Here is a 23404-nt window from a genome sequence, read left to right on the forward strand (position 1 = left end):
GTGCTTTTTAAGGGAAGTTTAGGCTTATCTAAAAATAAAAATGCGTACCTTATGACAAATTTAATAAGTCATGAGTACGCATTTGAAGAGAAATTCTATTGTGGCTATTTTACACTGACTAACGTGCTTTTCTTTTTTAAGCGCCATAACTGATAAAGGTTTACCAAAACTAAGAAGATATTCAATAACGCTACGGGATAGGAGCCTTTAAGAAGACCATAGATCACAAATAAAATTGCCCCGATGCAGTTAACGGTTCTTAAAGAAACGATGGATTTAAATAAAAATGATGCAGCCACAAAGAATGTTGCGACATAGCCTAAAAGCTCAATAGAATCGATTTCGAACATGAATGCCTCCAGGGAGTTAGATATAAAATGAGGGGAGTAATATTGTAAATAAGCGCACCTTGCAAACAAAACACAGAAAGATGAAAACAAAAAGCAAGCTGAAAGCCTGCTTTTCTTCAAATTATTGCCATTCAATATCTCGCGTTACTGCTGATTCAAACCCAAAAAATCGCCTACTTCATGTTCCAGCTGGCTCATGGCAAGCAGGGCTTCTTGAGTTTGTTTGGCTTCTTTTTCATCAATGATGCTCATTGCGAAACCAACGTGGACGAGAACCCATTTGCCAAGCAGAGGTTTAGGGTCATCGCTGCAGATAAGGGAAATATTCACATCACGTTGCACACCACAAACATCCACGGTGGCAAGTTGTAATGCGCTGTCGCCGATTTTGACAATTTGACCGGGCACGCCTAAACACATAATTCATTTACTCCGATTAAAATTTTCGCTTATTTTATCATTGCTTTAAATAAATTGCGGCGATCTGGATCAAAGGTCGCTTGTTTGGTCGGCATGGATAAAATCATGCGTAGGCAATCCTGTGTCAGTTGGATTGCTTGTTCGTTGGTAAGGTTCGGATCAAGCGGGGAATGTAAGGAACAGCTTAAATATTGCGGTACGGTTTCAATGCCACTGACCGTAAAAGTAAGGGCTTTGTAAGGCAGTTGTACAGTGAGTTTATCCCCTAACTCTCGCGGTTCCCACGTTTGTTGCGGGCCCGGCAGAATAACGACGCTAATCATCCATGGGGTTAACACCGAGCCGACCCATTGCCCTTCAAATAAAACGAATTTTGGGCAGAAACATTCAATATTGTGATGAAAGAAGGGGAGATCTTGCATTTCAGGAACAATTTTTTGCATTTCAGCAAGAAAGAGATCCGTTGGGTTTTCATCAAAGCCGGTAACGGAGGTTAAAAGTGCGGTGGTATTTTCAGGTGTTTTTTCGTGTCGGTACATGGTTGTTTGTCAATATTAATAAGATTAAAGAATGGTAGGTGAAATCTTAAAGAAAATTCCCCTCTTTCGTAAAGAGTGGTTAGGGGAGATTTAACACCTATCTCTATTATTAATTAGGTCAAATCTCCCCCAGCCACTCTTTTCTAAAGAGGGGTGTTTAAGTTCAAACCGTATTCTTTTACTACTTGATTCAAGGTTACAAAAACATTCGGTAATGCTTTTTGTATCGTTTCCGTTAATCCGATACCGGCTTCCAAAGATTCTGGCTGGATACCGATGAGACAAAGATTTTGTGGAAACTCATCTGTCAGTTTGAGGGCCGAAAGTACATCACAAATACCGAGTTGATGCGGTGAGATTTTGCGCGAGAAAAACGTCGGCACTTGTTCGTCGTGCAATACGATAATCTCGCCTGGTTGCTTATTGGCAAGCACGGCATCGATGATAATCAAATGCTCGCGCTTTGCCATGATTTCCAGCAATTCCATGCCGCAAGTGCCACCGTCGATGATGTCAAAGTGCGGTTGAATTTCAGTGCGTTTTTCAAGTTCCTGCGCAACACGCACACCCACGCCCTCATCACTTAATAAAATGTTTCCGACACCTAGAATCAACGGCTTCATTACAGCACCTTAACTTCGGTCACTTCACCATTTTCTGTGTTAACCACATGTACGGCACATGACATACAAGGGTCGAAGGAGTGAATGGTTCTCACCACTTCTAACGGTTTCGTTGGATCTGCCACCGGCGTACCAATAATGGAAAGCTCGTAAGGTCCCATTTGGTCTTGCTCGTTACGTGGACCGGAGTTCCAAGTAGATGGTACGACAGCTTGATAGTTTTCAATGCGGCCGTCTTTGATCACGACCCAGTGAGAAAGCATACCACGTGGCACTTCACCGAAACCTACACCGCGGAATTCACCGCTTGCCGGAATGTCAGTTTTGATATAAGCGGTAGTATCGCCTTTCGCAATGTTATCAATGAGCATTTGCCATTGCGTACCTAAAACGTCATTTAGCGTACAGCAATGTACGGTACGAGCGACAATACGTCCAAGGGTGGAGTGTAATTGCTCGGTGGCTAACGTGTTGCCGGTTAATTTTTCGTAAATGCCTTTTACTTCGTTAAAATGTTTAACGGTTGGTTTGTCATTGGATGCTAATCCGCAGATTAAATAGGCGAGAGGGCCTACTTCCACGACTTTTCCGTAGAATGTTGGAGCTTTTACCCAAGAATATTTACCGTCATCTTGCCAGCCTGTGTATTTTGGACGGGTTAAACCAGCCCAAGGCTCTAATGGCTCATCGTCTTCATACCAAGCGTGTTTACCGCTTTCTTTAATGCCTTTTACAACAAATTCGTCTTTTTGTTGATCAATGACACGGATGGTGGATAAATCACCATTTTCTACATAACCACCTTTCAACATGAATTTAGAATTGTCCGCATCAATCGGGTATTCCGGTACGGCTAAGTAGTTGCCGGATGTCTTACCGAGGCTGAACCATTCCGGATAGAAAACCGCAAATACAGCTGCATCGATTTTATAAACTTGATTGATAAAGTCGCCTAAACGATCAATACAGGCTTTCACAAACATGAGGCGTTCATGGTTAAGCACGGCTTGTGAATCCAAATTAATTGGGTTTGCCACGCCACCGATAGCTAAGTTTTGAATGTGTGGTGTTTTACTACCGAGCAATGCTACTACACGGTTAGCATCACGTTGACATTCAAGGGCTTGCAAATAGTGTGCTACGGCAATGAGATTCACTTCCGGTGGGAGTTTCATTGCAGCATGACCGAAATAGCCGTTGGCAAAAATACCAAGTTGTCCGCTATCGACTAATGCCTGAATTTTTTTCTGTACGTTACGGAATTCATTGGCACTGTTTAATGACCATGTGGATACGCCTTTTAGCATATCAGCCGCTTTTTCCGGATCTGCTTTTAAGGCAGAAGTGATATCTACCCAGTCCATCGCGGAAAGTTGATAGAAATGTACAATATGGTCGTGAATCGTGTGTGCCGCAAGAATCATGTTACGAATATATTGTGCGTTCACCGGCACTTTCGCACCGATGGCATCTTCGACCGCACGTACGCTGATAATGGCATGTGTAGTTGTACATACGCCACAAATACGTTGCATGATCATCCATGCATCACGCGGATCCGCACCTTTTACGATATTTTCCATCCCACGCCACATGGTGCCGGAGGACCAAGCATTGGTGACAACACCGTTTTCAATTTCGCAATCAATACGTAAATGACCTTCAATACGGGTAATCGGGTCAATTGAAATACGTTTTTTTTCTGACATTATTCTGCTCCGCTAAGTTTTTTACTGAATGCCGCTTTTTCGGCAATAATTTTTTCTGAGTCTTCGGTATGTTTTTCTTTAAATACCGGCAATACAGGGAATAAACGAATGATTAAAATATAGGCTACAACCTCAATAGAGACGAAACCGATTGAAATAAGCAATTCTTCCGCTGATGGGAAATATTGATAGCCGTTGCCCGGATTATACATGATAAGCGAGTAGTTCATACGCCATAATGCTGCACCGAGTAACATGCTTAATGCCGAAATAAATAACCAACGGGAATCTGATTTTTTCTCCCCAAGGAAGAGGGTTAGTAATGGTAATACCATCAACCAGACTTCCATCCAGAACATCCATGCTTCAAATTTAGTTAATTTATCGAAACCTACAACCATTTGCAGTTTGTCGTGATAAATCAACTCACCAAAACGCACGGCTAGGAAGCAGAAGATCAAGCCTGCAGTGACACGCGCCAGTTGAGTAAATAAATGACGCTCGTCCGGTGTTTTTCCTGCAAGACCGGCTTTCACTAAGGAACCTTCAAATATCACGATAGAGAAACCCATAATGAAAGCAGTAAGCAAGGAGAGAATCGGTAACACTTCATAGCTTTGCCATACCGGATGGACTTTGTGTCCCGCTACAATCATCAAGGAACCCATGGAAGATTGGTGCATCATCGGCAACAAGGCACCCAAGGCAATAATGAAGAACATGATTTTATTGAGTTTATTAAACCATTTCTTCAAACCGAGGAAACCAAGCCATACCGGCGCAAATTCTAAGGTGACAACAATGATATACACCGTCATACAAAATGCCGTTTCAAACAACACGGAATTGGTATTGAACTGTCCCGGAACGTAGAAATACGGTAAATGCCAATAACGTCCCATATCAATGGTGATAGATAAACCACCGAGGGAATAACCGAATAAACTAGCAAGCAATGCCGGGCGAACAAGAGCGTGATATTTCCCTTTGTTGAAAATATACACGGTCCAAGCAAGAGCCCAACCGCCACAGGCAAATCCTGTACCAACAAGTAAGTCAAAGGCAATCCATAACCCCCAAGGATAACCGCCATTAAGTGCGGTTACAGAACCGATACCAAAAACCAAACGTTTTAAAATTAATAAAACGCAAAGCACGGCAAGGGGAGCAAAAAAGAGAATGGCGGCAGAATAAGGCGACCGCCTACCGGACGTGGATTACTCATGATGCTCATCCTCCGCTTCTTCAATTTCCTTGCGTGCCTGACGCATGGCTTCTTTTTGTGCTGCAATACGCTCAGCGATTTTATCGCCATGTATATTTTTGTAAGTCATAAAGGTTAAACCAGCCAGTGCGACTAATGGCAATGCTAAACCGCGATACAAGAAGTGTTGTAAATGCGCCGCACGAGAACCTGTTGCGACTTCATCTAAGTCTGGTAAACCAAGGTTAGTAAAAGGCACACCACTTAAGGCGAGTACCTGTGTACCACCACCTTCTTTTTCACCGTAGATATGATATTGATATGCCGGCACGGTAGCACGGTATTTATCAGTGCTATTAACGTGTTGACGTGGGTAATCATATTCAGTGCCACGTAATAAACTTAAACGACGTTTCGCTTCCGCCAATAATTCTTCACGTGTACCAAAAATAATGGCACCTGTCGGGCAAACATGACAGCAACCCGGTAATTCGCCTTTATCCAATCGTTCAACACCTTTTTGGTTACAAAGTTCACATTTGCTGATTTCGCCGAACGGATTGTCGTAGTCGTATTTTGGTACATCAAAAGGACAACCCACCATACAATAACGGCAACCGGTACAAATATCAGGATCGTATTTCACGATACCGGTTTTAGGATCTTTGGTAAGGGCTTGAACCGGGCAAACGGCAACACAGTTTGGGTCAACGCAATGCATACATTGTTTTTTTACGTAAGCATAGCCGTTTTCTGTTTGGTCTTTATTTTTACCGTCACCATCGATCCACACTTGAATAATATTACGTGTGAACGGCGTAAGTTTGTCGTTATTTGACCAAGTTTGATCACCTTTTGGATTCACGGGTGTGTGGTTCACGTTTTGACATTCCGCCACGCATGCCTGACAACCTACACAAAGGGTAGAGTCGTAAAGCATTCCAAGCGCACCGGGAATGGGCTCAATCGCGTCCGATGCCTGCGCACTCGACACAGGCAAAGTGGAAGCAATCCCGCCAAGCACACCGGCTTTTAGAAATTTTCGTCTATCCATGTTATTTACCTGTATGTTGTTCTTTTTCTGCCGCTTTGGCTTCGACACGGGCTTTATGTTGAATGCTTAATTCGCGCAAAGTCACCACACTCACGCCGGCGAGTATTGCCGCAGCACCGCCTAATAAACCGATGGCTGTCATGGTCGCCCCTGAACCTTCGGTGTTGTTGACATCCGGTTTTTCAACGCGTGGTGTTGGGTTTTCTACCCCGGCTAATTGGAAAATGCCTTTGGTAAAGCCGACGCCTTTTTCGTTACAACCATAACAAGGGTGCCCAATACCGACCGGCCAGTTATTACCACCAACATCACAGAATTCTAAGGTAGAGCAGTTGCCGTAAGTTTCCGGGCCTTTACAACCGAGATGGTATAAGCACCATCCATTACGGTGACCATAATCGCCGTACTCTTTGGCAAAGCGCCCGGCATCAAAGTGTGGTCTGCGATAACAGTTTTCGTGAATTAAGCGATCGTAAGCGAATAGCGGACGATTGAGTTTGTCCATTGCCGGCAATTTCTTATAAGTAAGAATGTAAGCGACTGTTGCAAGGAAGTTATGTGGATTCGGCGGGCAGCCCGGAATGTTAATGATCGGCGTACCTTTTGGTAATACGTCAGTTAAACTGCTGGCGCCGGTTGGGTTGCCACCGCTGGATGGCACACCACCCCAGGCGGCACAGGAACCAATCGCAATAATGGCTGCAGCACCTTTTGCCGCTTCTTGAATATGTTCTACAATCGGTTTACCGGCGACCATACAATAAACACCACCGTCTTTCACCGGAATGGAACCATCGACGACTAAAACATATTTGCCATAATATTTATGCATGGCGTTGTGTTTATTATCTTCAGCTTGTTCCCCAAACGCGGCCGAAAGGACTTCGTGGTATTCTAAGGAAATCATTTCCAATACTAAATTTTCCACCGTCGGGTGAGTGGCACGTAGCAGAGATTCTGTACATCCAGTACACTCTTGTGCACCAATCCATAACACCGGCGGACGAGCAGGTGCCGTCAAGGCTTCTGTCATTTGCGCACCTGCTTTACTACTTAGCCCCATTGTTGCCGCAAGTGCGGTACATAATTTCATGAAATCCCGGCGGGAAACATCGGCTAAGGCAGAAAATAATCCATCGCTTCGTTGCATATATTCACTCCAATTCACACATTTTATATATGGTTATCGGTGCTATGATATGCTCATAAAGTGGAACATTATTTGATCGTCATCAAGAATATCCCTATTTTTTATCCGAATATAGGATGTAACCTTTTGTTTTTATAGATTAATTGCGATTAATTCTCATTTGTTAAATTATTGTAACTATAACTAGGTATTAGATTTTATTTGGAGTCAGAGAAAAACGGATTTGATCGCAGAAAAGGCTGAATTAAGAAAAGAAAAAGGCGCATATTGGATATTGTGCACCATTATTTATTGTGTGGTCTTGTGACGCTATAAAATCTTTGCAAAAACCGACCGCACTTTTTCAGCGTCTTTTATACCGGGGGCACGTTCCACGCCGGAATTCAGATCAACACCAACACAATGTTGTGCTAACGCCGCATCAATATTATTTGGATTGATGCCACCTGCCAACAGGATTTTATGTTTCAAATGAGCCGGAATCAGCGACCAATCGAAAGTTTCACCCGTACCACCTTGTTGTGCACCCGACTTGCTATCGAAAACAAAACGATCAATCGCAGAAACGTCGTCAAAAACCACCGCACTTTGATGGGTTACATCCACGGAAATGGCTTTCCAAATGCGAATGCTTTTAGGCAATTCGGCTCGAAGTGCGGTGATAAATTCCGCTGTTTCATCGCCGTGCAACTGAACGGCATAGAGCTGTAACTGCTGCGCGATTTTCACGATAAAATCAATCTCTTGATTTTGAAACACGCCCATAAAACGAAGTGGGGCGGCCGTCACCAATTCTTGGGCTTGGCGTAAACTGACACAACGTTTGGAATTTTCGACAAAAATTAACCCGCCGTATAATGCACCGCTTTCGTAAACGGTTTTTACGTCTTGCTCACGGGTTAAACCGCACACTTTGTTTTCACCGAAAATGACTTCACGCACGGCGTTGTTTAAATCTGGATTGCCCATCAAACTGCTACCAATTAAGAAGCCGTGGGCAACTTGTTGCAATTCGCGTACTTGCTGATGATTGTAAATGCCTGATTCGCTGATGATTCGTACGTCGGAAGGAATGCGGTCGGCATATCGGGTGGTTAATGCCACCACGCGGTTTAAATCTACGCTTAAATCGTGCAAATTACGATTATTTACACCGATAATTTTCGCCCCTAACGCCAAGGCGCGTTCAAATTCTTCTTCGTTACTGGTTTCGGTCAACACGCCCATGCCGAGAGAATGTGCCAAATTGGCTAAGATGCGATAAGTCTCGTCGTTCACCACCGAAAGCATAAGTAAAATCGCGTCGGCTTGGTAAAAACGCGCCAAATAAACTTGATATTCGCTGATCATAAAGTCTTTGCATAATACCGGTTGTGTGACAACGTCGCGAACTTGTTTGATGTAGGCAAAATCGCCCTGGAAGTATTTTTCATCGGTCAGCACAGAAATCGCGTTGGCATAGTGTTTATAGACCTGCGCAATTTCTGTCGGTTTAAATTCGCTACGAATCAATCCTTTGGACGGCGAGGCTTTTTTACATTCTAAAATGTACGCCGGTTTTTGGTGCGTGCCTTTTGCCAACGCATCATAAAAAGAGCGGTCGGATTTTTGAATGTTTTTTTCAAATTCACTTAACGGAAATTCCGCTTCTTTGGTTTTTATCCATTCGGCTTTATCGAGCACGATTTTTTGTAACACCGTGGCGGTTTCAAGTGGTTTGGAAAAGTCTTGTGTGATCATGTTTATGTCTTATTTTTGAAAACGGGACTTTAAATTAATAGGTCGTCAATTTCTGTAAGGTTTCAAACGGCTTGCCTTGCGCAATCACATCCAATACCCGGTGTGCATTATCTTTAATATCTTCTTGTCCGAACAGTTTTAGTAAGAGGGCAGTGTTCATGGCAACGGCTTGGTTGTGTTCCGCTTTGCCTTTGCCTTGTAAAAGTGCGGTAATCATTTGCGCATTTTCTGTCGGTTCTCCGCCACGCAAAGTTTCCAGTGGTTTGACTTGGAAGCCAAAATCCTGTGGTGTTAGGGTATAACGTTCAATCTTGCCGTTACGCACTTCCGCTACATCTGTGGCGCCATGAATTGCCACTTCGTCTAAGCCACTGCCGTGCACGATAATCGTGTGTTCGTGACCTAATTGGGCAACGGTTTTGGCGTAAATATCAATCAGTTCGGGAGAATAAACGCCGAGCAATTGACGTTTCGGACGAGCCGGATTAATAAGCGGACCAAGAATATTAAAGAGCGTACGGGTTTTTAAGGCTTGGCGTACCGGCACCACATATTTGAAGCCCGGATGATATTGCTGTGCAAACAAGAAGCTGATGCCAATGTCGTCCAATGCTTTGCGGGCTTGTTCTGTTGACATAGCGATATTGACACCCAATGCGGTTAATAAATCGCTTGAACCGGTTTTACTGGAAACGCTACGGTTGCCGTGTTTTGCTACTTTGGCACCACAAGCCGCAGCGACAATAGCGGACGCTGTAGAAATATTGATGGTATTGGCACCATCACCGCCTGTGCCGACGATATCAGCAAAGGGGTAGTCGGGTGTTGGAAACGGTTTGGCATTTTTAACGGCGGCTAATACGGCACCGTTGACTTCATCGATGGTTTCGCCACGCACTTTTAGAGCCACTAATATGGCGGCGATTTGTTCGTTGCTTAATTCTCCCAACATGATGGCGTTAAATAAGGTTTCGCTTTCCGTGGCGGTTAAGGTTTGTGCGCCATAAAGTTTTTCTAATAGAGCTTGGTTTTCCATCATCCTTGTCCTTATTTATGAATATCATAATCCAAATCGCGCGCTTCATCGCCGGTCATGCCACGGAAGCCCCAACAATGTGCCGGTTGCTCTTTGATGGTGATTTCCACGTCAAACGGGCTAATGCCTAATTTGTATTCAAATTCACTGAACAACATTTTGATTAAGCGCTTTTTGGTTTGTTCTAAACGACCTTGCATTAAATTGATTTCAATTACCATGTAATTGTCGGTACGGTTTGTGGTATGCGGATAGTAAAAATCGTCGTCTTCCAAACAAATAAAACGAAGCGCGTGCTTGCCTTTGGCAACATCTAAACCGAGTTCCAGGCAGTTATAAATCACCTCCGCTACAGCAGATTTGCGCGGGGAGAGGGTACGTTTTAAGCCATATACTGTGATCATGTTTTATCCTTTTCAGTTTAAAATCCCCCCTCTTTGCTAAAGAGGGAAAGTGGTATATTAATTCCGATTCAACAACCATTCTACCGATTGCGCCAATAACTGTGCTCCTTGTACCGTTAAAATAGATTCGGGGTGAAATTGGAAGCTACAAATGGGCAAAGTGCGGTGGCGAATTGCCATGTTTATGCCATGATAAGAGGCGTTCGGAATCAATTCATCAGGCAAATTAATGCCCATAAGGGAATGATAGCGCGCGACCGGCATCGGGTTGGTCAAACCTTTGAACATGGCTTCATTGTCATGTTCAATTTTGGACACTTTGCCGTGCAAAATTTCACCTGCGTGAACGACTTTTCCTCCGAAGGCTTCAATTAACGCTTGATGCCCCAAACAAATGCCCAACATCGGTACTTTGCCGATTAATCGCTTAATCAACGGAATCATATTCCCCGCTTCATCCGGGGTGCCCGGCCCGGGGGAGAGGGCAAGAATCGTATCCGGTTGTGCCAAGGCGTTTTTTTCTAAAATCGCTAAATCGCAATCGTTACGGTAAATGTGAACCTGATGTCCCAATCCGCGAAATTGATCCACCAAATTGTAAGTAAAGGAATCAAAGTTATCTAAAAATAAAATGGTTGCCATGATGTCACTCCTATTGATTCGCTTTCTTATTGGTTTGTACGATGGCGTTGATGACGGCACGGGCTTTGTGGCGAGTTTCATCGGCTTCCATTTGCAGGTCGGAATCCAACACCGTGCCACAACCGGCCTGCACATGGGCAATGCCGTTTTGCACGAAGGCAGAGCGAATTACAATACAGGTGTCAAAATTGCCATCAGATTGTAAATAGCCCACGGCGCCGCCGTAACTGTGGCGTTTTTGTTGTTCAAACTGATAAATTAACTGCATGGCTTTAATTTTCGGTGCACCGGTTAGCGTCCCCATGTTCATACAGGCTTGGTAAGCGTGTAACGCATCCAGTTCAGGGCGAAGTTTACCTACAACACGAGAGACAAGGTGCATAATGTGTGAATAACGATCTACTTGCATTAAATCTTTCACATGGCGGGTTTTACTTTCACACACTCGGGCGATGTCGTTACGGGCTAAATCTACTAACATCAAATGTTCCGCTTGTTCTTTATGATCCAAACGCAATTCCAGTTCCAAACGGGAATCCAATTCGGGATCAATATTGCCGTCGGCATCAAAACCTCGCGGGCGGGAACCGGCAATCGGGTAGATCTCCAACTGACGGGTAGTTTGCGAATATTTCAAGGCACTTTCCGGTGAGGCGCCGAACAGGGTGAAATCCTCGTCCTGAATAAAGAACATATACGGACTTGGATTGTTTTGTTTTAACTGACGATAAGTCGCTAACGTGTTCGGACATTCAAGGGAGAAACGACGGGACGGCACGATTTGAAATACGTCGCCGCAATAAATATGCTGCTTCAGGCGTTCAATAATTTTTTTGAATTTATCATCATCTAAATTAATGGCAACCTCGGTAGAAGCCGATTTGAGGCTCAAGTGCGGTCGAATTTCCAAGAGTTTTTTGGCAATGTCTTGTGCGTTATGTTGCAGTGTCGCCAACGCATTTTGTGCAAAACAAAAGGTTTGTAATTCCGCTTGTTGCAATTGATGGTCGCTCACCAGTAACTGTTCCGCTAAATAAAAACAATAATCCGGACAGGTAATGCCATCATCTTGCAAAGTGATGTTTTCCATCGGAATGAAATTTGCCACCAAGTCATAGGCAAATAATCCGCCTAAAAAAACAGGTAACGAGCTTGCCTGATAAAGTTCGGTGAAACAACGCAACCCGTCGAAAATGCCGTGTGCCAATAATTTGCTGTCTTCGTCCGCATTATTGTCGGCAGGTTTGAATTCCACTTGCAGTTCGGTGCTTGTTTGGGATTTTACGTTTACCTGTGCCGAAAGCTTTTGCGCAATTAACGGTAACACTGCGGCACCGTTGTCGGTCAACGCATGAAAAGTCACGCGTTGTCCCAAACAGGAAATTTTCATGGACGCGTTAACGAGTAATAAACTTTTAAGACTGTTTTTGCTGGAAATTTCGGCAGATTCTAACAGTAGCGTATTCGGTTTGTTTTCACATAAGGTGGCGAAAATGGCGGTAGGATCGCTGTGATAAGGTACGTTTTGCGTAAAAGTTTGAATAAAAGCGGAAGACATTCTCATTTCCTTAAAACATAAAATAAAGTTGCACTATTAAACTAGTGCAAGTGTTTAAAGTCAAGGGGAAATAAAAATTTTTATTTAAGAATAGTGATAACAAGGGGAGAGAAAAGTAGAGCGGGCTGCACCCGCCTACTGTATGACTTAAAAAGTGCGGTCGTTTCTCTCGGCGTTTTTATTGCGCCATCTTTTTCGACGTCTTCAAAAATCCTTGCGCTGAATTGTAAATTTCCGCTTTGCCTTGGGCGTTTAGAATCATATCGGACATTTCACGGAAGGCGCCTTTGCCACCGCCTAAGCCTAAGGTGTAATCAGCGCAGTTTTTGACATATTCCGGCGCATCGGCAACCGCGAAGGAAAGTCCACAAACAGCGAAAGCGGGGAGGTCAACGCTGTCATCGCCAATATAAGCCGTTTGCTGCGGCTCAACACCGGCTTGGCGGCATAATTCAAAACAGGCGCTTTCTTTTTCCAGCTTGCCTAAAAAAGCGAGTTTAATGCCTAAATCGGCAATGCGTTTGCGCAAAATTGCCGAATCACGCCCCGATAACACAGCGACCTGAATGCCGGCTTCCATCAACATCCGAATACCTAAACCATCGCGCACATGAAAACTTTTGAGCGCTTCGCCGTTAGCATCGTAGTGCAGTAAACCGTCCGTTAATACGCCGTCCACATCGGTGATAACGAATTTCACCTGTTTTAATTTTTCTTGTAATTCTGTTGTCATTAGCTTGAGAACTCCACTAAACCAACCACATTTTGCGCATCATCCACCACAACCAAAGAGTGAATTTTATGTGCTTTCATGTAAATTTCCGCTTCGGATAAATAGGTATCCTGATGAATGGTTTTCGGATGAGAGGTCATCAATTCTTGTGCGGTTTTGCTAAGTGTATTGGCACCATTGGCCGTTAATGCACGGCGAATGTCGCCATCGGTGATGATGCCGCGTAATTGCTGTTGCTCCATGACTAACGCCACGCCCATACGACCTTCGTTCATAATGGTTAAGCAATCGGTGAAGGAGGTTGTTAAGGCGGCAATCGGTAAACGGGTTTGCATTTGATCTTTGACACGACATAACAAACGGCGACCTAAGCTGCCGCCCGGATGGAATTTTGCAAAATCTTCCGGTTGGAAATCACGCGCGCGCATTAAACAAACTGTCAATGCATCGCCCAATGCCATAGTCACAACCACGGAAGTGGTCGGGGCAAGATTATTCGGGCAGACTTCCCGTTCTACGCTAATGTCCAACACATAATCCGCATGGCGCGCTAACGTAGAATTTTTATTGGAAGTAAGCGCAATGATTTTGTTGCCGAAGTTTTTTAGGCTTGGAATGAGTTTGTTGACATCATCAGTTTCGCCGCTGTAAGAAATGAGCATGACCACATCAATGGGTTTCAGCATGCCTAAATCGCCGTGAAAGGCTTCCGTAGGATGCAGGAAGAAACTCGGTGTGCCGGTGGAAGCAAAGGTAGCGACCATTTTTTTGCCCACTAAACCGGATTTGCCGATACCACCGATCACCAAACGTCCTTTGCAATTTAGAATTAAATCAACAACCTCAGTGAAGGTACCGTCTAATTTTTCGCTGAGTTGTCCGAGGGCTTTTTCTTCAACGCCCAGCGTTTCCCGAGCAATTTGTAAATAATCCATTGAAGTTTCCTTATTGGCACAAAAGTGCGGTGTATTTTAGGCCTGTTTTTGTGGCGTTCATTCTAGCCCAACTTTTTACTTAACACTATATTTCACCTTGAATTTAAGCTATACTGCGCGCCTGAGTTGGTCAGGCAATCGCCGGTCTATTGAAGCCTCTAACATCGCGAAAGCGTAAACTGGGGGACAAGTAGGCGGGAGGAAAGTCCGGGCTACACAGGGCAGAGTGCCGGATAACGTCCGGGAGGCGAGAGCCTACGACAAGTGCAGCAGAGAGCAAACCGCCGATGGCCCGCAAGGGATCAGGTAAGGGTGAAAGGGTGCGGTAAGAGCGCACCGTGCCGCCGGTAACGGTTGGTAGCAGGGTAAACTCCACTCGTAGCAAGACCAAATAGGAATCCAATGAATGGCCCGTTCAGGATTCGGGTAGGTTGCTTGAGCGTATGTGTAAATATGCGCCTAGATGAATGATTGTCCACGACAGAACCCGGCTTATCGACCAACTCCCTTTTCTTTTAAAAAACATTGTCAAAACCCACCGCACTTTTCTCTTTTTTCCAATAAAACAAACATTTTTCTCATTGAATTCATTGGTATACTTGATTTTCCTTTTTTTGTCGCCATTATAGCCAAGCGTGTTTTTATTACTGTTTTATTTAGGAGTTTTTCATCTATGATGCGCATTTTACTTTTTCTTGCCACCAACATGGCAGTGTTATTGGTTTTTAACATCATTTTATCGTTAACCGGCATTCAATCTCGTGATGCGAGCGGTTTAATGCTGTTTGCCGCATTATTTGGTTTTGCGGGTTCTATTATTTCGTTATTTATGTCCAAAACCATGGCAATTCGTTCTGTGGGAGCCGAAGTGATTCAACAACCACGTAATGAAACAGAACGTTGGTTGTTGTATACCGTGTATTCACAAGCAGATCGTGCCGGTTTGCCGCGCCCAGAAGTAGCGATTTATCATTCTGCTGATGTGAATGCGTTTGCCACCGGCGCAAGCAAAAACAATTCGTTAGTGGCGGTGAGTACCGGATTGTTAAATAAAATGACCCGTGGCGAAGCAGAGGCAGTTTTAGCGCACGAAGTTAGCCATATTAAAAACGGTGATATGGTGACTATGGCGTTACTACAAGGTGTTCTCAATACCTTCGTGATTTTCTTATCACGCATCATTGCCAACGTGGTGGCGAACTCCCGCAATCAAGGCAATGAAAGCTCAAGCAATTCCGGGATCTATTTCTTAGTTTCTATGGTGCTTGAAGTGGTATTTGGTTTCTTGGCAAGCATGATCGCCATGTGGTTCTCTCGCCAACGCGAATTCAGAGCCGATGCAGGTTCGGCGAATTTAGTGGGTAAGCAAAAAATGATAGATGCGCTAAAACGCTTACAAAACTTGCATGAGCCGGAAGAGCTGGAAGGTTCCACCTTGGCGGCATTTGCCATTAACGGTAAACGTGGTGGCGGCTTAAAAGAATTATTCTTAAGCCACCCGCCGTTGGAAAAACGGATTGAAGCGTTGCAACAGTTACCTTAATAATAAAATGTATTTTTAATCAATAGAGGCTTTTTTAAGCCTCTATTTTTTTATCCAAAGAAAATGGCTGAAAAGTTTCAGTTGAAATGTAAACGGAAGAATAAAGTGCGGTCATTTTTCTCGATAAATCTTCGTTTTATGACAGAATAATTTCCGCGGTCATAGATAAATCGCGTGATTTTCTAAGCAGTTAGTATTATTATTGACAGCATTTTTTAGATAGATTAATCATCACAGAGGATATTTATGCAGCATCTTAAAGAGCTTGTGGATAAAGCAAGAAATGCCATAGACAACATTGAAGATAAAAGCCTTGCCGCGCTTGATGAAATTCGCGTGGAATATTTTGGTAAGAAAGGTCACTTTACCCAATTAATGCAAGAATTGCGCAATGTGGCAGCGGAAGAACGTCCGGCAATGGGCGCGAAAATTAACGAAGCCAAACAAGCGGCATTAGATTTCTTAAATGCGAAAAAAGCAGAATGGGAACAAGCCCTGTTAAATGCACAATTAGAAAATGAACGTATTGATGTGAGTTTACCGGGACGCAAAGTGGAAATGGGCTGTTTACATCCGGTTTCTATTACCATTGAGCGCGTGACCAAATTCTTCTCTGAACTGGGTTTTTCTGTGGAGTCCGGCCCTGAAATCGAAAGCGATTATTATAATTTTGATGCCTTAAATATTCCTAAACATCACCCTGCGCGTGCCGATCACGACACATTCTGGTTTAATCCTGAATTATTGTTAAGAACGCAAACTTCCGGGGTACAAATTCGTACCATGCAAAAACAGCAACCGCCAATTCGCATTATGGCGCCGGGACGCGTGTATCGTAACGATTACGACCAAACCCACACACCGATGTTCCATCAAATCGAATTGTTGTATGTGGACAAACACGCCAATTTCACTGAATTAAAAGGCTTATTGCACGATTTCTTACGCGCTTTCTTCGAAGAAGATTTGCAAGTGCGTTTCCGTCCGTCTTACTTCCCATTCACCGAACCGTCTGCCGAAGTGGATGTAATGGGTAAAAACGGCAAATGGCTAGAAGTGTTGGGTTGCGGTATGGTACACCCAAATGTTTTACGCAATGTCGGCATTGACCCAAATGAATACTCCGGTTTCGCAGTGGGTATGGGGGTAGAGCGTTTAACTATGTTACGCTACAACGTCACAGATTTACGTTCATTCTTCGAGAATGATTTGCGCTTTTTGAAACAGTTTAAATAATTTTGAGTGAGAGATAAGTATGAAATTTAGTGAACAATGGGTACGCGAATGGGTTAATCCGGCGATTTCTACAGAACAACTTTGCGAACAAATTACCATGTTAGGCTTGGAAGTTGACGGAGTAGAAAAAGTTGCCGGCGATTTCACGGGTGTTGTCGTAGGTGAAGTGGTGGAATGTGCACAACATCCTGACGCTGATAAATTACGCGTGACCAAAGTGAATGTGGGCGGCGAGCGTTTGTTAGACATCGTGTGTGGTGCCCCGAATTGTCGTCAAGGCTTGAAAGTCGCTTGTGCGGTAGAAGGCGCTGAATTACCGGGCGATTTCAAAATCAAGAAAACCAAATTACGCGGGCAACCTTCTGAAGGTATGCTTTGTTCATTCAGCGAACTGGGTATTGAGTCTGATGCTAATGGGATTATCGAATTGCCACAAGATGCGCCTATCGGTACCAATCTACGCGATTATTTAACATTAGACGACAGCACCATTGAAATTAGCTTAACGCCAAACCGTGCGGATTGCTTAAGCATTGCCGGTGTGGCACGTGAATTGGCTGTGGTGAATAAACTTCACGAAAATCCACCGCACTTTGATGTGGTTAAACCGACCATCGCCGATAAAGTACAAATTGATGTTCAAGCTGCCGAAGCCTGCCCGCGTTATTTATTACGCGTGATTAAGAATGTCAACGTTAAAGCGCAATCACCAATGTGGTTACAAGAAAAATTGCGCCGTTGCGATATTCGTTCTATTGATCCAATTGTGGATGTCACGAACTACATTTTGCTTGAATTGGGCCAACCAATGCACGCTTTTGATATGGCAAAAGTGGCACAACCGGTACAAGTTCGTATGGCGAAAGAAAATGAAGAGCTTGTGTTGTTAGATGGCACGACAGCGAAACTTCAACCGAACACTTTAGTGATTGCCGACCAAAATGGTGCATTGGCAATGGCGGGGATTTTCGGTGGTGAAGCCAGTGGTGTGAATGTAGAAAACACAAAAGATGTGATTTTAGAAGCGGCTTTTTTTGTGCCATTAGCGATTACCGGACGTGCTCGTCAATATGGTTTGCATACAGATTCATCTCATCGCTTTGAGCGTGGTGTGGATTTCGAATTGCCACGTAAAGCAATGGAAAGAGCGACCGCACTTTTATTAGAGATTTGCGGTGGTGAAGCCGGTGAAATTTGTGAAGTGACTCATGAAGCCTATTTACCAAAACGTCAACAAGTCACATTACAACGTCACAAATTAGATGCGTTACTTGGCCATCATATTGAAACAGAAACGGTAACCGATATCTTACAACGCCTTGGTTTAGAGGTTTCTTACGCTAACAACAGTTGGACAGCCGTTGCGCCATCTTGGCGTTTTGATATTGAAATCGAAGAAGATTTAATTGAAGAAGTCGCGCGTATTTATGGCTATAACAGTATTCCAAATAATGCACCGTTAGCGCATTTGCGTATGCGTGAACATAGCGAAGCGGATATTGAATTATCGCGAATCAAAGCGGCATTAGTGAGTTGCGATTTTTATGAAGCCATTACTTATAGCTTTGTTGATCCGAAAATTCAAAGTTTGCTACATCCGGAAATTAAACCGTTTATTCTACCGAACCCAATTTCTGTTGAAATGTCCGCGATGCGCGTTTCACTATTAACCGGATTGCTAGGGGCGGTAACTTATAACCAAAATCGTCAACAAAATCGTGTGCGTTTGTTTGAATTTGGTTTACGTTTTGTACCGGATGAAAAAGCCGAATTTGGCGTACGCCAAGAGCAAGTCTTTGCGGCTGTGATGACCGGTTCTAAAGCAAATGAACAATGGAGTGAAAAAGTCGCACCTGCCGACTTCTATGATTTAAAAGGTTATATTGAAAATTTACTTTCATTAAGTTCTGCTGGAAATCGCGCAAAATTTGTAGCAAAATCATACACAGCGTTACATCCGGGGCAATCTGCTGCAATTATGTTAGACGGAGAAGAAATTGGTTTTATCGGTCAACTTCACCCGACTATTGCACAAAAAATTGGTATCAACGGCAAGGCGTTTGTATGTGAAATTTCCATTGCGCATATTTCTCGTCGTGATATTGCGAAAGCAAAAGAAATTTCTCGCTTCCCGGCTAACCGTCGTGACTTAGCCCTTGTGGTTGCGGATAGTGTTTCAGCAGACGATGTATTAGACGCTTGTCGTGTTGCAGGCGGTGATAAATTAACGCAAGTGAATTTATTTGACGTTTACCAAGGTAGTGGCGTCGCAGAAGGTCATAAGAGCTTAGCGATAAGCCTCGTGATTCAAGACAATGAAAAAACCCTTGAAGAAGATGAAATTAACGCAGTAATTTCAGCGGTATTATCTGAGTTAAAACAACGTTTTAATGCTTACTTGAGAGATTAAACTATGACATTAACTAAAGTAGAACTCGCCGAGAATCTTATTGAGAAATTCCATCTCAGTAAACGTGAAGCCAAGGATTTAGTCGAAAGTTTCTTTGAAGAAATCCGAATTGCGTTAGAAACGGGAAATGACGTGAAATTATCCGGGTTTGGTAATTTTGAGTTACGTGATAAATCCTCTCGTCCGGGGCGTAATCCGAAAACTGGTGAAAGCGTGCCGGTTTCTGCCCGCCGTGTAGTGGTGTTTAAACCGGGACAAAAATTGCGTAATCGGGTAGAGAAAGTCAAACCGAAAGCCTAATAAGTATAAAAATAAGCTATCAATAATGTCCTTGTTGATAGCTTTTTAGTTTGAGATGTTCTATCAATGCGTGTTTTAAAATCTTTATTGCTTTGTGGTTGTGTGTTGGCGTTAGCTGCCTGTTCCGGCGGATACAAATCCTCGCGCATTAATTACAAAGGGCAAATTAACGATCCCATTATGGCGATTGCTTTATTAAGCGAACAACAACATGAATGGGCGGGAACGCCTTATGTTCTTGGTGGACTTGGTCGTAATGGCGTGGATTGTTCCGGTTTTGTGCAAACCACGTTTTTTGATCGCTTTGGCATAAAATTACCGCGTCAAACCAAAGATCAAGCTAAGTACGGACAATATATCGAAAAAGCGGATATTCAAACCGGGGATTTAGTCTTCTTTAAAACAGGCTTAGGACCAAATGGCTACCATGTGGGAATTTATGTGAAAGAGGATAAATTTCTCCACGCCTCAACCAAAGGTGGTGTCGTTTATTCTTCCATGAATAGCGATTATTGGCGCAAAGCCTATTGGCAGGCAAGACGTATTTAAGCCCGTATAGAAGAAAAAAGGTGCGTATAAAGCACCTTTTTATTTGTCTTCAACTAGCCTTTTATTAGGTACCTCGCACTAAAAGTGCGGTGGTTTTTAGCCACGTTTTTTACTTCACTTCCTTAAACGCAATCATTTCTTGTTCACTAAAATCAGTCTGATCTTCATCATCAAATTGCATTGGTGTGATATTTTGCTCATCAAATGCAGTATCGCCCTCGATACCTTCAAGCGCTTGACCGTGTTTAATGCCTTTAAAGTCGAAAAGTTTCGGATCACATAAATGAGAAAGGGTAATGTTTTGCATGGCGCTAAACATGGTTTCCAAACGCCCCGGATATTGGCGATCCCAAGTGTTCAACATGTCTTTCACCACTTGTCGTTGCAAATTCGGCTGTGAACCGCACAGGTTACAAGGAATGATAGGGAATTGTTTCGCAACGGCGTATTTCTCAATGTCTTTTTCTTTGCAATAGGCAAGCGGACGAATCACAATTTGTTTGCCATCATCAGAAATCAATTTTGGCGGCATGGATTTTAATTTTCCGCCGTAGAACATGTTTAGAAATAGCGTCGCCAACATATCATCGCGATGATGCCCTAATGCGATTTTTGTGGCACCAAGTTCGGTCGCTGTACGGTATAAAATCCCGCGACGTAAACGGGAACAAAGAGAACAAGTGGTTTTTCCTTCCGGGATTTTCTCTTTCACAATACCATACGTGTTTTCTTCTACAATTTTGTAATCCACACCAATAGATTGTAAATATTCAGGCAAAATATGCTCCGGAAAGCCCGGTTGTTTCTGGTCTAAATTCACTGCCACAATATCGAAATTGACCGGCGCATTTTGTTGCAAATTGAGCAAAATATCCAATAAAGTATAGCTGTCTTTCCCACCGGAAAGGCATACCATCACTTTGTCGCCTTCTTCAATCATATTGAAATCGGCAATGGCGTTGCCCACATTGCGGCGTAAGCGTTTTTGTAATTTATTGAAATTGTAACTTTGTTTCTTTTCTGTTTGGCTTGCTGTATTCATTGTTTCTATTCAGTTATCTGGAAAGCGGCTCATTATATACGAAGCCTCAATTTTTGCATAAATGAATTGAAAAACACTGAAAAAACACACCGCACTTTAGGCTCAGAAAATACAAAGTGCGGTGCTTTCTCATGGTATTTTTGCCAATCTAAGTCAAAAATAAAGCCCTGTTAAACAGGGCTTTGTTATTAATAAAATTGTTAAGAAAGGGGTTAGAAGCTGTATTTCAAATTCGAGAAATAAACGCGTCCTTCTTCCGGATAATCCGCAACAGGCGATGTATTTAGCCGAAAATATTTTTCTACTCGATCAGCAATACAGGAGCCAACAAGGCACTCGAGAGTCCCTTTTGACTTTGTAAAACTTAGCCAAAATCTACCGTACTTCAACCACGCATTACATTTTTAATCATTTATTGATAAAACGCCCAACCACTAAAAAGGAAAGTGCAGTGAATTTTCACCGCATTTTTTTATGGAAAAAAACACATAAAAAAACAACCGCACTTTTTCAAGTACGGTTGTTTCGTTATTTAAATAAGCGAGTAATTATTCTACGCCAACCATAACGGAAGTCGCTTTGATAATTGCGTAAGCGTCTTTGCCTACGGCTAAACCTAATTCTTTTACCGCTTCAAGAGAGATGGTAGAAGAAATCACGTTGCCACCACCAATATCAAGGTGAACGATAGCGTTCACAGAACCGCTTTCGATTGAAACAACTTTACCTTTTAGTTGGTTTCTTGCACTAATTTTCATAGAAATTTCCTTGTGTTGATACCTAAAAAGTAGGTGGATGAAAAAGAGACTACATTTTATCGATAATGACAATAAAAACCAATACTACTTAAGAGGGGATAGCCCTTTTAAGATTTGCTGAGCATTTTCTTTGCTTAACGCATAACCGTAATTTATTTTTTATAAATAAAAAGTGCGGTCGGTTTTGAGACTGTTTTTCAGAAAACAAAAACGGCATCTATTTCGATGCCGTTTTCTTTTAAAGAGCGGTTAAAAATTACAACACTTTGACAATGCTTTCGCAGAGGTAACGAATATTGTCTTCGGTAATGCCGGCAACGTTGATACGGCCTGAGCGCACGGCATAAATGGCAAATTCTTCTTTCAAGCGATCCACTTGTTCTGCGGTCAAGCCACTGAAAGAGAACATCCCGTTTTGTCTGATGATGAAGCTAAAGTCTTGTTGTGCACCGTATTCTTTAAGCAGCTCAACAAAACGGTGGCGCATTTTTTTGATGCGGTCGCGCATTTCGGTGAGTTCGTTTTCCCAGTCTTGGCGCAATTTTGCATCATTTAATACTAATGCAACGGTATTTGCCCCGTGAGAAGACGGGTTGGAGTAGAGGGTACGGATAATGACTTTCACTTGAGTTAATGCTGTCGCTGCAATATCCGAATTTTCTGCCACGACAGTGAATGCACCAACGCGCTCGTTATATAAACCGAAGTTTTTAGAGAAGGAGCTTGCCACTAAAAGTTCTTTGTGGTTTTTGGCAAAGGCGCGTAAACCGTAAGCATCTTCTTCTAAGCCATGAGCAAAGCCTTGATAAGCAAAGTCGAATAATGGCAACCAGCCTTTTTGTGCAGACATTTCAGCCAGTTTGTCCCATTGCTCCGGTGTCGGGTCGATACCGGTCGGGTTGTGGCAGCAACCGTGAAGTAAAACCACATCGCCTTCACCGGCTTGGCTTAAATCCGCAATGAGGTTGTCCCAATCTAAGGCTTTGCGTTCTGCATCGTAGTAACGATATTCGCGAATGTTGATGCCCACCGCTTTGAAAATTGCATTGTGATTTGGCCAGGTTGGCGTGCTGATCCATACATTTTGGCTGTTCGTTTGGCGTTTAATGAACTCTGCGGCAATGCGTAGCGCGCCGGTGCCACCTAAACTTTGTGCGGTTCTGGCACGGTTGTTTTTCACGATATCGGAATTTGCACCGAACAATAATTCTTTGGTACGTGCGTTAAAATCAGCAACACCATCAATCGGCAAATAGTTTTTGGTATTTTCTTGTTCTAATAAGCGTTTTTCTGCTTCTTTTACTGCCTTAACAATCGGGGTATTGCCTTTGGCGTCTTTATACACGCCGATGCCTAAATTAATCTTGTTACTACGGGTTTCGGATTTAAATGCTTCGCCTAAACCTAAAATTGGATCCGCCGGTGCGGCAGTAATCTTTTCAAACATAATATTATCCTCGGATGGTGGG

Annotated in this window: 22 protein-coding genes, 1 other RNA gene and 2 pseudogenes; 7 read left to right on the plus strand and 18 right to left on the minus strand. The window is 43.3% G+C overall.

From position 1 onward, the window contains the following. Nucleotides 1–104: 104 nt before the first annotated feature. The 15 genes and pseudogenes from AC30SH_RS04335 to AC30SH_RS04405 all read right to left on the minus strand — a co-directional run bounded on the left by AC30SH_RS04335 (nt 105) and on the right by AC30SH_RS04405 (nt 14097). Complete coding sequence (locus AC30SH_RS04335) at nt 105–374, minus strand: YgjV family protein (RefSeq protein WP_489582398.1); 270 nt, start codon at nt 372–374, stop codon at nt 105–107. 120 nt (nt 375–494) lie between these two features. Continuing rightward, on the minus strand, nt 495–770 hold the full coding sequence (gene hybG, locus AC30SH_RS04340; RefSeq protein ID WP_489582182.1) for a hydrogenase maturation factor HybG: 276 nt from the start codon (nt 768–770) through the stop codon (nt 495–497). A 29-nt stretch (nt 771–799) separates the two neighbouring features. Continuing rightward, on the minus strand, nt 800–1309 hold the full coding sequence (hybE, locus tag AC30SH_RS04345) for a hydrogenase-2 assembly chaperone (RefSeq protein WP_489582183.1): 510 nt from the start codon (nt 1307–1309) through the stop codon (nt 800–802). 143 nt (nt 1310–1452) lie between these two features. Next, nucleotides 1453–1932, minus strand: coding sequence for a HyaD/HybD family hydrogenase maturation endopeptidase (locus AC30SH_RS04350; RefSeq protein ID WP_489582184.1), 480 nt, complete (start codon nt 1930–1932; stop codon nt 1453–1455). Further along, complete coding sequence (hybC, locus tag AC30SH_RS04355; protein ID WP_489582185.1) at nt 1932–3641, minus strand: hydrogenase 2 large subunit; 1710 nt, start codon at nt 3639–3641, stop codon at nt 1932–1934. Before hybC ends, AC30SH_RS04350 begins: the two co-directional genes overlap by 1 nt. Beyond that, nucleotides 3641–4866 (minus strand): annotated as a pseudogene (gene hybB / locus AC30SH_RS04360) (Ni/Fe-hydrogenase cytochrome b subunit). The gene hybC and the pseudogene hybB overlap by 1 nt, the downstream one beginning before the upstream one ends. Further along, nucleotides 4859–5899, minus strand: a complete 1041-nt coding sequence (hybA, locus tag AC30SH_RS04365; protein WP_489582186.1) for a hydrogenase 2 operon protein HybA — start codon at nt 5897–5899, stop codon at nt 4859–4861. The pseudogene hybB and the gene hybA overlap by 8 nt, the downstream one beginning before the upstream one ends. A gap of 1 nt (nt 5900) precedes the next feature. After that, nucleotides 5901–7049: a hydrogenase 2 small subunit gene (gene hybO / locus AC30SH_RS04370; RefSeq protein WP_489582187.1), complete on the minus strand. Its 1149-nt coding sequence runs from the start codon at nt 7047–7049 to the stop codon at nt 5901–5903. 309 nt (nt 7050–7358) lie between these two features. Then, the gene (gene trpCF / locus AC30SH_RS04375) at nt 7359–8789 is read right to left on the minus strand and encodes a bifunctional indole-3-glycerol-phosphate synthase TrpC/phosphoribosylanthranilate isomerase TrpF (protein WP_489582188.1); all 1431 of its coding nucleotides are present in this window, start codon (nt 8787–8789) and stop codon (nt 7359–7361) included. A 34-nt stretch (nt 8790–8823) separates the two neighbouring features. Then, complete coding sequence (gene trpD, locus AC30SH_RS04380; RefSeq protein ID WP_489582399.1) at nt 8824–9825, minus strand: anthranilate phosphoribosyltransferase; 1002 nt, start codon at nt 9823–9825, stop codon at nt 8824–8826. 11 nt (nt 9826–9836) lie between these two features. Beyond that, the gene (locus AC30SH_RS04385; protein ID WP_005703192.1) at nt 9837–10229 is read right to left on the minus strand and encodes a tautomerase family protein; all 393 of its coding nucleotides are present in this window, start codon (nt 10227–10229) and stop codon (nt 9837–9839) included. Nucleotides 10230–10286: 57 nt separating this feature from the next. Continuing rightward, the gene (locus tag AC30SH_RS04390; RefSeq protein ID WP_479744331.1) at nt 10287–10871 is read right to left on the minus strand and encodes an aminodeoxychorismate/anthranilate synthase component II; all 585 of its coding nucleotides are present in this window, start codon (nt 10869–10871) and stop codon (nt 10287–10289) included. Between the two features lie 10 nt (nt 10872–10881). Further along, nucleotides 10882–12429, minus strand: coding sequence for an anthranilate synthase component I (trpE, locus tag AC30SH_RS04395; RefSeq protein WP_489582189.1), 1548 nt, complete (start codon nt 12427–12429; stop codon nt 10882–10884). A gap of 178 nt (nt 12430–12607) precedes the next feature. Further along, nucleotides 12608–13162 carry a KdsC family phosphatase gene (locus AC30SH_RS04400; RefSeq protein ID WP_489582190.1) on the minus strand — a complete coding sequence of 185 codons (555 nt, stop codon included), beginning with the start codon at nt 13160–13162 and terminating at the stop codon, nt 12608–12610. After that, on the minus strand, nt 13162–14097 hold the full coding sequence (locus AC30SH_RS04405) for a KpsF/GutQ family sugar isomerase (protein ID WP_489582191.1): 936 nt from the start codon (nt 14095–14097) through the stop codon (nt 13162–13164). The genes AC30SH_RS04400 and AC30SH_RS04405 overlap by 1 nt, the downstream gene beginning before the upstream one ends. Before the next feature lie 122 nt (nt 14098–14219). On the opposite strand from AC30SH_RS04405, the gene rnpB reads away from it, so the two are divergent. The 6 genes from rnpB to AC30SH_RS04435 all read left to right on the plus strand — a co-directional run bounded on the left by rnpB (nt 14220) and on the right by AC30SH_RS04435 (nt 20135). Beyond that, nucleotides 14220–14608: RNase P RNA component class A (gene rnpB / locus AC30SH_RS04410), an RNA gene on the plus strand. Nucleotides 14609–14770: 162 nt separating this feature from the next. Further along, on the plus strand, nt 14771–15640 hold the full coding sequence (htpX, locus tag AC30SH_RS04415; RefSeq protein WP_489582192.1) for a protease HtpX: 870 nt from the start codon (nt 14771–14773) through the stop codon (nt 15638–15640). A 246-nt stretch (nt 15641–15886) separates the two neighbouring features. Continuing rightward, the gene (gene pheS / locus AC30SH_RS04420) at nt 15887–16876 is read left to right on the plus strand and encodes a phenylalanine--tRNA ligase subunit alpha (protein WP_006718257.1); all 990 of its coding nucleotides are present in this window, start codon (nt 15887–15889) and stop codon (nt 16874–16876) included. A 19-nt stretch (nt 16877–16895) separates the two neighbouring features. Beyond that, nucleotides 16896–19286 carry a phenylalanine--tRNA ligase subunit beta gene (pheT, locus tag AC30SH_RS04425; RefSeq protein WP_489582193.1) on the plus strand — a complete coding sequence of 797 codons (2391 nt, stop codon included), beginning with the start codon at nt 16896–16898 and terminating at the stop codon, nt 19284–19286. A 3-nt stretch (nt 19287–19289) separates the two neighbouring features. Continuing rightward, nucleotides 19290–19586 carry an integration host factor subunit alpha gene (locus AC30SH_RS04430; protein WP_006718254.1) on the plus strand — a complete coding sequence of 99 codons (297 nt, stop codon included), beginning with the start codon at nt 19290–19292 and terminating at the stop codon, nt 19584–19586. Between the two features lie 66 nt (nt 19587–19652). Continuing rightward, entirely contained in the window at nt 19653–20135 is a 483-nt protein-coding gene (locus AC30SH_RS04435; RefSeq protein ID WP_048750384.1) for a C40 family peptidase, read from the plus strand. A 109-nt stretch (nt 20136–20244) separates the two neighbouring features. On the opposite strand, the gene ttcA is transcribed toward AC30SH_RS04435, so the two are convergent. After that, complete coding sequence (ttcA, locus tag AC30SH_RS04440; protein WP_048750383.1) at nt 20245–21177, minus strand: tRNA 2-thiocytidine(32) synthetase TtcA; 933 nt, start codon at nt 21175–21177, stop codon at nt 20245–20247. Between the two features lie 262 nt (nt 21178–21439). On the opposite strand from ttcA, the pseudogene AC30SH_RS04445 reads away from it, so the two are divergent. Beyond that, nucleotides 21440–21538: pseudogene (locus AC30SH_RS04445) on the plus strand (ABC transporter ATP-binding protein); the annotation flags it as partial. A 187-nt stretch (nt 21539–21725) separates the two neighbouring features. Here the strand turns inward: AC30SH_RS04445 and AC30SH_RS04450 are convergent. Both AC30SH_RS04450 and AC30SH_RS04455 read right to left on the minus strand, forming a co-directional pair. Beyond that, nucleotides 21726–21935 (minus strand): TOBE domain-containing protein, encoded by a 210-nt coding sequence (locus tag AC30SH_RS04450; RefSeq protein WP_006718235.1) that lies wholly within the window; start codon nt 21933–21935, stop codon nt 21726–21728. Between the two features lie 256 nt (nt 21936–22191). Continuing rightward, entirely contained in the window at nt 22192–23382 is a 1191-nt protein-coding gene (locus AC30SH_RS04455; protein ID WP_314886242.1) for an amino acid aminotransferase, read from the minus strand. Nucleotides 23383–23404 lie beyond the last annotated feature (22 nt).

It is taken from the genome of Aggregatibacter sp. HK296 (genome assembly GCF_980469475.1).

Coding starts and splice junctions, on each gene's coding strand:
- hybG (WP_489582182.1), bottom strand. CDS start 770: ATGTGTTTAGGCGTGCCCGGTCAAATTGTCAAAATCGGCGACAGCGCA.
- hybE (WP_489582183.1), bottom strand. CDS start 1,309: ATGTACCGACACGAAAAAACACCTGAAAATACCACCGCACTTTTAACC.
- AC30SH_RS04350 (WP_489582184.1), bottom strand. CDS start 1,932: ATGAAGCCGTTGATTCTAGGTGTCGGAAACATTTTATTAAGTGATGAG.
- hybC (WP_489582185.1), bottom strand. CDS start 3,641: ATGTCAGAAAAAAAACGTATTTCAATTGACCCGATTACCCGTATTGAA.
- hybA (WP_489582186.1), bottom strand. CDS start 5,899: ATGGATAGACGAAAATTTCTAAAAGCCGGTGTGCTTGGCGGGATTGCT.
- hybO (WP_489582187.1), bottom strand. CDS start 7,049: ATGCAACGAAGCGATGGATTATTTTCTGCCTTAGCCGATGTTTCCCGC.
- trpCF (WP_489582188.1), bottom strand. CDS start 8,789: ATGATCACACAAGACTTTTCCAAACCACTTGAAACCGCCACGGTGTTA.
- trpD (WP_489582399.1), bottom strand. CDS start 9,825: ATGGAAAACCAAGCTCTATTAGAAAAACTTTATGGCGCACAAACCTTA.
- AC30SH_RS04385 (WP_005703192.1), bottom strand. CDS start 10,229: ATGATCACAGTATATGGCTTAAAACGTACCCTCTCCCCGCGCAAATCT.
- AC30SH_RS04390 (WP_479744331.1), bottom strand. CDS start 10,871: ATGGCAACCATTTTATTTTTAGATAACTTTGATTCCTTTACTTACAAT.
- trpE (WP_489582189.1), bottom strand. CDS start 12,429: ATGTCTTCCGCTTTTATTCAAACTTTTACGCAAAACGTACCTTATCAC.
- AC30SH_RS04400 (WP_489582190.1), bottom strand. CDS start 13,162: ATGACAACAGAATTACAAGAAAAATTAAAACAGGTGAAATTCGTTATC.
- AC30SH_RS04405 (WP_489582191.1), bottom strand. CDS start 14,097: ATGGATTATTTACAAATTGCTCGGGAAACGCTGGGCGTTGAAGAAAAA.
- htpX (WP_489582192.1), top strand. CDS start 14,771: ATGATGCGCATTTTACTTTTTCTTGCCACCAACATGGCAGTGTTATTG.
- pheS (WP_006718257.1), top strand. CDS start 15,887: ATGCAGCATCTTAAAGAGCTTGTGGATAAAGCAAGAAATGCCATAGAC.
- pheT (WP_489582193.1), top strand. CDS start 16,896: ATGAAATTTAGTGAACAATGGGTACGCGAATGGGTTAATCCGGCGATT.
- AC30SH_RS04430 (WP_006718254.1), top strand. CDS start 19,290: ATGACATTAACTAAAGTAGAACTCGCCGAGAATCTTATTGAGAAATTC.
- AC30SH_RS04435 (WP_048750384.1), top strand. CDS start 19,653: ATGCGTGTTTTAAAATCTTTATTGCTTTGTGGTTGTGTGTTGGCGTTA.
- ttcA (WP_048750383.1), bottom strand. CDS start 21,177: ATGAATACAGCAAGCCAAACAGAAAAGAAACAAAGTTACAATTTCAAT.
- AC30SH_RS04450 (WP_006718235.1), bottom strand. CDS start 21,935: ATGAAAATTAGTGCAAGAAACCAACTAAAAGGTAAAGTTGTTTCAATC.
- AC30SH_RS04455 (WP_314886242.1), bottom strand. CDS start 23,382: ATGTTTGAAAAGATTACTGCCGCACCGGCGGATCCAATTTTAGGTTTA.